This is a genomic window from Sandarakinorhabdus cyanobacteriorum (genome assembly GCF_002251755.1).
In the GTDB taxonomy this organism is placed as follows: Bacteria; Pseudomonadota; Alphaproteobacteria; order Sphingomonadales; family Sphingomonadaceae; genus Sandarakinorhabdus; species Sandarakinorhabdus cyanobacteriorum.
In genome coordinates this window covers 1-6954 of the sequence record NZ_NOXT01000019.1, presented here as the reverse complement: position 1 = coordinate 6954, position 6954 = coordinate 1, and the positions used below count along the sequence as shown (strand labels likewise).

Annotated in this window: 4 protein-coding genes and 1 tRNA gene; 2 read left to right on the top strand and 3 right to left on the bottom strand. The window is 65.0% G+C overall.

Going from position 1 to position 6954, the window contains the following annotated elements:
• Window positions 1-2462, top strand: a 2462-nt coding sequence (locus CHU93_RS17410) for an ATP-binding protein (protein WP_165768532.1), incomplete at its 5' end; no start/stop codon positions are given.
• Between the two features lie 393 nt (window positions 2463-2855).
• Here CHU93_RS17410 and CHU93_RS00350 read toward each other — a convergent pair.
• From CHU93_RS00350 to moaA, 3 genes are all read right to left on the bottom strand, one after another.
• A tRNA-Asn gene (locus tag CHU93_RS00350) sits at window positions 2856-2930 on the bottom strand.
• A gap of 65 nt (window positions 2931-2995) precedes the next feature.
• Entirely contained in the window at window positions 2996-3760 is a 765-nt protein-coding gene (locus CHU93_RS00345) for an NAD kinase (protein WP_094472245.1), read from the bottom strand.
• 27 nt (window positions 3761-3787) lie between these two features.
• Window positions 3788-4837, bottom strand: a complete 1050-nt coding sequence (moaA, locus tag CHU93_RS00340) for a GTP 3',8-cyclase MoaA (protein WP_094472243.1) — start codon at window positions 4835-4837, stop codon at window positions 3788-3790.
• A gap of 171 nt (window positions 4838-5008) precedes the next feature.
• Here moaA and CHU93_RS00335 point away from each other — a divergent pair, with 171 nt between their 5' ends.
• Window positions 5009-6706 (top strand): putative bifunctional diguanylate cyclase/phosphodiesterase, encoded by a 1698-nt coding sequence (locus CHU93_RS00335; RefSeq protein ID WP_133064241.1) that lies wholly within the window; start codon window positions 5009-5011, stop codon window positions 6704-6706.
• Window positions 6707-6954: the final 248 nt, after the last annotated feature.

The following is a 6954-nucleotide window of genomic DNA, read 5'->3' as shown; positions in this document are numbered from 1 at the left end:
GCCAACCCGAAATCACCCGGCCGGTGAATAATCCGGGCTACTGGGATGATCTTGTCGGAAAGGCGGCAAGCTATCCGGCGCTGTTCTACCGCTGGTTCGGCGGCTTTCCGCCCGGATTTGGCGAGGTGGAAGCAAGCTTCGGATCACCGGGAAGCTTCAAAAACTTCCTGTCAGGGAGGAACCTGTCCTATTTTGGGCCGGCCGCCTATGCCGCAGACATCGGCGCCGTGGGCCCAGACCCGATAGCGGCGGCGCTCGACCGACTGATCACTGGGCCCGGCCGCGCCTTGGTGATCAGCGGTCCCGGCGGTGTAGGCAAGACCCGGACGGCCATTGAGATTTGCCTCGCCGCTAGTGAACGTGGCTGGTGGCCGGTGCGGCTTGATCGCTTTGCATCAGCGGACGGCATCGCCATGTTGTGCCGCAGTCATGCCAGTTCAGCCAAATTGCTGTTGTTCATAGACTATGCCGAGAGTTTCCGCGCCCTCGACACTTTGCCGGAGGCTGTTTTCCGGCTTGCGCAAGATGGTGGACATCAGATTTCCATTGTCGCTTCGACACGAAACCGTGCGGCGCAACCGGTCGTCGATCAACTCTACGGCATGGAGACCGATGTCATTTCGACAGGCGGGCATGAACATGCACCAGGCTATCGGCACTGGGTGGTGGCGCGTATCCTGGCCGAAGCTCGGATTCCTGAGGCTGACAATGTTGCGGCGAGTTGTGCCGGGCTCCCAGTGATGGCGGCGTTTGCCGTCTTCCTCTACCGAGAGGCACCTGATCGCTTTGCCGAGCAGTTCGGGAATCTGGTCGCCGTCAAGGACTTCTCCTCGTGGGTTGGTCAACGCTTGATGAGCGTGGAGCAGCGCTTCGCGAGCGAACCGGTGCAGCAGGTGTTGGCTGATCTGGCGATGCGCCTGCCAATGTCCAATGCTGGTGCCAGTATATTCCGCAGCCGCTCCAACCTCCACAACCGCCTCTTCGAAGTGCTCCTGGCTGATCGCTGGATCGACGTCGATCAAGAGGGCGTTTCAGCAGCGCACGATGTGCTCGCCGATGCGATGCTTGCGCGTCACTTGATGGCAATGCCCGGCTGCGAGCAGGACCGGCTGCACGAATTGCTTGCACTTGCGCTGGATGAAGACCGGATTTTCACCGCTCTGGCAGCCCTGGATCGCCTTGCCGGTCATGCGGTGTTTGCCCGACTGTCCGGGCAAGCGGCTGTCGATCGATTGATGCTGCATCGGTACGATCTGCTCCTGTCATCATTTCCACTGTTTGTCACCAGCAGGCTGCTGCCTCCATCTGAACTCATCCCGCTGCTTGCGGGCTCTCCGCCGCTGCGCAACCGACTTTTCGGAGTATCCCAAGCATATTTGGCCATTGCCAGAGCTGCGGAATGGGCGGGTAAAAAGGGCAGCAATATTGTCGATCATGACCTGGCCGAAGCGGCGCTGGCGGACATTCTGCCATCGATTGTCGACAATTTGCGGAGCAGCATTGGATTGCGCTGCGCCCATGATTTCCAGCCAGAGATCTACCGCAGCCGCGTGACACAACGTTTGGTGGCTGAACCGCACCTGCTGGAAAGCCACCACCTGATCGTATCGCTGCTGAACGGCGGAATGCCTGCCTCCGACGTGCGATCTTATCTCGACGCATGGTTGGCCAGCGAATCGAACATTTCGGAGTCTCAGGCCTCATTTGTCTACGAGGCCTGGCTCAGCGCCGGTGGTGGCACCGAAGCGGTGGCCCGGCACGTTGCGGATTGGCTCGGCCAACACGGAACCGCGCTCGAAGCAACGTTCGTCTACAAGGCCTGGCTCGCCGCGGGTGGGTCTTGGTCGCATGTCTCTCAGGCGTGCGAGGCGTGGCTGGCCCGGAATTGGCGACGGCCTGAGGCCGTTTTCCTGACCAAATCGCTATCCCAACGGGCGGACATTTCGCGTGCCACGGCAGCGCGTATCGTCGGTTGGGCCGCGCTGCACCGGGACCATGAAGATGCGATTTTCCGGCTTAGCCGCGCGAGCCGCTGGTTCGTTGGTCCCAACCTGACCGCGCGGGCCCGGAGGCTCATCATACACGCAGTACAAAGGGTGCTGCCGGCCATCCTTGCCAAGCCCGCCATCTCGAATGCGGAGAGGGACGCTTGCTCCTATCTTTTTGGCCATATCGCGCGCTGGACACAGCGTGATGGCGATTGGGACGTTTTGGTGGCGCTTTTCTGTGCAGGGTTGCGTGACGGGCGCATTTTCCATTTCGCCCGAGGTATGCCTCCGCGGGCTTGGGCAATTTTGCTTTATGAAGCGGTGAAGCTCGGCAAACTTGACCCGGTTGCGGAACCTGTGGCGAACGCCCACGCGCACCAGCTCGTGCGACAGTCAGTCGGGCCCACGTCGTACGCAGCACTTGTTGCCCGAGGTGCCTTTGGGTCGACCATTCCGGCGCTTCAAGACGTTTGATGACTTCGCCCCACATGCGCTTCTGTAACGTCGCCCTTATGTGATGACGCCCTTGCGCATTCTGGCCTGTCCCCGGCCACCATTGCCATCTACGCCAATCCCGATGATTGCGGCTGGTTATCGTGATCCCGGTCAGGGCCGCGCCAGTTGGTATCGCCTCGGTGGCGCTTCTCTATGCTGGCGGTTCTAATCAACAGGTGCCCACGCACGAAATCCGATTGGCCGGCCAATGGTTGCAGATGGAGCCCGAGGGTCGGCGCAATGCAATGCGGCTCGGAGCCAGCCGTCCACCCGCACGCGGCGATAAGCCTGCTGTGGCTCCAGCCATGTCCAATATGCTGTCAAAAGAGGGACGGCGTCTTGCAGCGCCATGGTCAAGAGACCTTCCCACGCTGGCTCCCCGGGCAGGATTCGAACCTGCGACAACTCGATTAACAGTCGAGGGCTCTACCGCTGAGCTACCGAGGAACAGCGTGGGAGCGCTCCCTTAGCGGGGGGCGCGGGGCTTGCCAAGGGGTTTGGCGGCAAAAAATTCAGCTGGCGAATTGTTCCAGGCTGATCCGGTCATCAAGCGCATATTCCGGATCGAACATCAGCTCCAGGCTGATGCTCCGGTCCATTGCGATGCGGACATGGGCCACGTCGCGCACTTCCATCTGGTCGGCCACCGCCGAAACCGGGCGCTTGCGGGCTTCGCGCACTTCGAATTCGATCTGGCTCGCCGCTGGCAGCAGGGCGCCGCGCCAGCGCCGGGGGCGGAACGGCGAAATGGGGGTCAGCGCCAGCAGATCGGCTTCCAGCGGCAGGATGGGGCCGTTGGCCGAGAGATTATAGGCGGTGGAGCCGGCCGGCGTGGACACCAGCACACCATCGCAGATCAACTCCTCCATCCGGGTCTTACCGTCGATGGCAATGCCGATCTTGGCGGCCTGGCGGGTTTCGCGAAGCAGCGACACCTCGTTGATCGCCGGGTAGGACACGCTGCGCCCCGATGCCGTGGTCGCCGTCATCTGCAGCGGGTGCAGCACGAAGGTCTTGGCACTGGCAACCCGTGCCACCAGGTCCTTTGCCCTGAAATCATTCATCATGAAGCCAACCGTGCCGCGGTTCATGCCAAACATCGGCTTGGGGTCTTTCAACTGCATGGCCTCGTGCAGGCAGTGCAGCAGGAACCCGTCGCCGCCCAGCGCCACCACCACATCGGCATCACGCACCGGCACGAAGTCATATTGCGTGCGCAGCGCGTCGCCGGCGGCGCGGGCCACATGGCTGTCAGACGCGAGCAGAGCGAGCTTCATCATTTTTCCCCCCGAATAACCGGCATGTCAGCCGCCAGTCAGGCTCATGTGCCGGGCAACGGCGGGCCGGGCGCCGCGCCGATCGATCATGAAATCATGGCCCTTGGGCTTGCGCGCGATCGCCTCGTCAAGCGCGGCATCCAGATCGGCATCGCTGCTGGTGCGGCGAATGACAGCGCGCAAATCGGCCTGATCATCCTGGCCCAGGCACATGTAGAGCTGCCCCGTGGCGGTGAGGCGGACGCGGTTGCAGCTTTCGCAGAAATTGTGGGTGAGGGGGGTGATGAAGCCCAGTTGCAGACCCAGTTCCTCCACCCGGACATAGCGGGCAGGCCCGCCGGTGCGGTGGGGCAGATCCGTCAGCGTGAAGCGCTGTTCCAACTGCCGGCGCACGGTGGACAGCGGCAGATATTGATCAACCCTGTCCTGATCAATCTCGCCCAGAGGCATGGTTTCAATGAAGGTCAGATCATGGCCGCCGCGGGCCGCAAATTGCATCAGATCAATGAGTTCATGGGCATTTTCATGCGCCAGCGCCACGGTGTTCAGCTTCACCTTCAGGCCGGCGGCACGGGCGGCGGCAATGCCGTCGAGCACCTGCGGCAAGCGGCCCCAGCGCGTGATCCGGGCAAAGCGATCGGCGTCCAGCGTATCCAGGCTGATGTTCACGCGGCGCACGCCGGCGGCAAACAGATTGTCGGCGTGGCGGGCCATCTGGCTGCCGTTGCTGGTGAGCGTGAGTTCGTCCAGATCGCCGCTTTTCAGGTGGCGGCCCAGGCTTTTCACCAGATCCTCGATGCCGCGCCGCACCAGCGGTTCGCCGCCGGTGAGCCTGAGCTTGCGGGTGCCGCGCCGGATGAAGGCGCTGGCCAGCCGGTCAATCTCCTCCAGGCTCAGCACCTCTGATTTGGGCAGGAAGGTCATGTCTTCCGCCATGCAATAGACACAGCGGAAATCGCAGCGATCGGTCACCGAAACCCGCAGATAGCTGATCGCGCGGCCGAAGGGATCGACCAGCGGGCGCGTTGGATTCTTGGCCGCATCGGCGGCCGAAACGGCGGCAGCGGTGGACGACATAGCAACAGCCTGTGGCAACAACTGTGCGGAACGCAAGCCAAATTGGGCCCCCGGCGGCCATTTCGGTGATTTTGGCTGGACAGGGCGGCGCGGCACAGGCAACCCGGCAGACACGCGACGACATTCGGATAGAGAGTGCGTGTGACGGCCGCTGCGTATCATGAGCCTGTGTTGATCATTTCCCCTCGCTATGCCGATGATCTGGCAGCGATGGCGCAGGCGGCCGGCCTGTCGCCCCGGCTGGAACGGGCGCCCATGGCCGCCGCGGCGCGCTTTGCGGCGGAACCGGCCCGTGTGGTGGTGGTGGATGCGCGCGGCGCCCTGCCGGCCGGCCTGGCCGTGGCCCAGGCGCTGGGCGGCCCGGTGGAAGCCCAGCGCAGCGCCATGCTGGTGCTGCTGTCGCGCGGGGATGCCGAAGCGGCACAGGCCGCCCTGGCCGCGGGCGCCACATCCGTGCTGGTTTCCCCCTTTGGCGGCGAAGCCTTTGCCAACGCCCTGCGGCTGGCCGATCGCCACGCCGCCCGGCTGGCCAAGGTGGCCGCCACCCCCGGCGCCCCGGTGCTGGCCGGCGACACGCTGACCGGCCTGGCCGACAGCGAGCGGCTGGTGGACTGGCTGGATGCGGCCGTCGTGGCCGGGCGGCCGGTGGCGGTGATCATGCTGGGCGTTGCCCGGCTCGCCCAGATTTCCATGCTGCACGGCCGCGACGTTGCCGATCGGCTGCTGGTGGCCATCGCCCGCCGGCTTGGCCCGCTTGCCGATGGTCCGGCCCAGCGCGGCGAATCGCGCCTGCTGGGCCGGCTGTCCGGCTCTGATTTCGCCCTCGCCGTGGCCGGCCATGGCGGCGAAACGGCAATGACCGATCTGGCCCGCCAGCTGGTCCAGGCGTTCCAGCGGCCCTTTGCCATTGATGATCGCCTGATCAATGTGGCCGGCCGCGCCGGGCTGGCCATGAACACGGCCAGCGAAGATGGCGGCCACGGCCTGCTGCGCGAAGCCAGCCTGGCGCTGGCCAAGGCCCGGCTGCGCGAACCCGGCGCGGTCGCCCGCTTTTCCGCCGAAGCCGAAGGCGCCCTGCTGCGCCGCCAGGCCGATCTGGAATCGGGCCTGTATCGCGCCATCGGCGATGGCGATATCGCCCTGCTGTTCCAGCCCCAGGCCCGGCTGGAAACCGGCCGCATCGAAGGGGTGGAGGCGCTGGTGCGCTGGGATCATCCGGTGCATGGCCGGCTTTCGGCCGCCACCCTGCTGGAAACCGCCGCCTCGGTGGAACTGGCCGTGGTGCTGGGCCGGCACATCCGCGCCCGCGCCATCGCCGCCGCCGCCGCCTGGACGGGGCCGCTGGCCGGCCTGAAACTGTCGATCAATGTCACCGCCGCCGATCTGGCCGATGCCGATTTTGTCGATACGCTGGCCACCGATCTGGCCCGCGCCGGCCTTTCCCCCCGCCGCCTCGTGCTGGAAGTGACGGAAGACGCGGTGATCGACGATATGGACGGCGCCGCCGCCACCCTCGCCCTGCTGCGCCGCGATGGCGTGACGGTGGCGCTGGATGATTTCGGCACCGGCTACTCCAGCCTCGCCCGGCTGGCCCGCCTGCCGGTGGACGTGATCAAGCTGGACCGCAGCTTTGCGCAAGGGCTGGTCGGCACCGACCGCGAGAAGCTGGTGGTGACCGCCATGATCAGCACCGCCCGCCGGCTTGGCCTGTCGGTGGTGGCCGAAGGCGTGGAAGACGATGTGCAACGCGCCGCCGCCCAGGCCGCCGGCTGCCACCTCGTCCAGGGCTATTGCGTCGCGCCACCCCTCGACGAAATCAGCCTGGCCGCCCTGTGCACCAACAACGGCAACGCCGTCGGCACAGCCTGAAACACCCCCCCCTCACCATCCGCGTGGCCAAGAGCCTGCCGCGGCGAAGGCCAGGGGCGGTGGCGCTATCGCAGAAGTGGAAACGCGCCTCCGGCGGGCAGGGTCGCAGACCCTGCACCCGGGGCTTTTGGGACAGGCACAACCCTCCAACTTCGTCCCGCGTTTAATGGGGCCAGAGACCTTGTTGAAACGTTGGCGTATGAGCCATCTAACCCGCCTTATTCATGAGCCTTCCTGTCAGGGCGTTG

Coding starts and splice junctions, on each gene's coding strand:
- CHU93_RS00345 (WP_094472245.1), bottom strand. CDS start 3,760: ATGAAGCTCGCTCTGCTCGCGTCTGACAGCCATGTGGCCCGCGCCGCC.
- moaA (WP_094472243.1), bottom strand. CDS start 4,837: ATGTCGTCCACCGCTGCCGCCGTTTCGGCCGCCGATGCGGCCAAGAAT.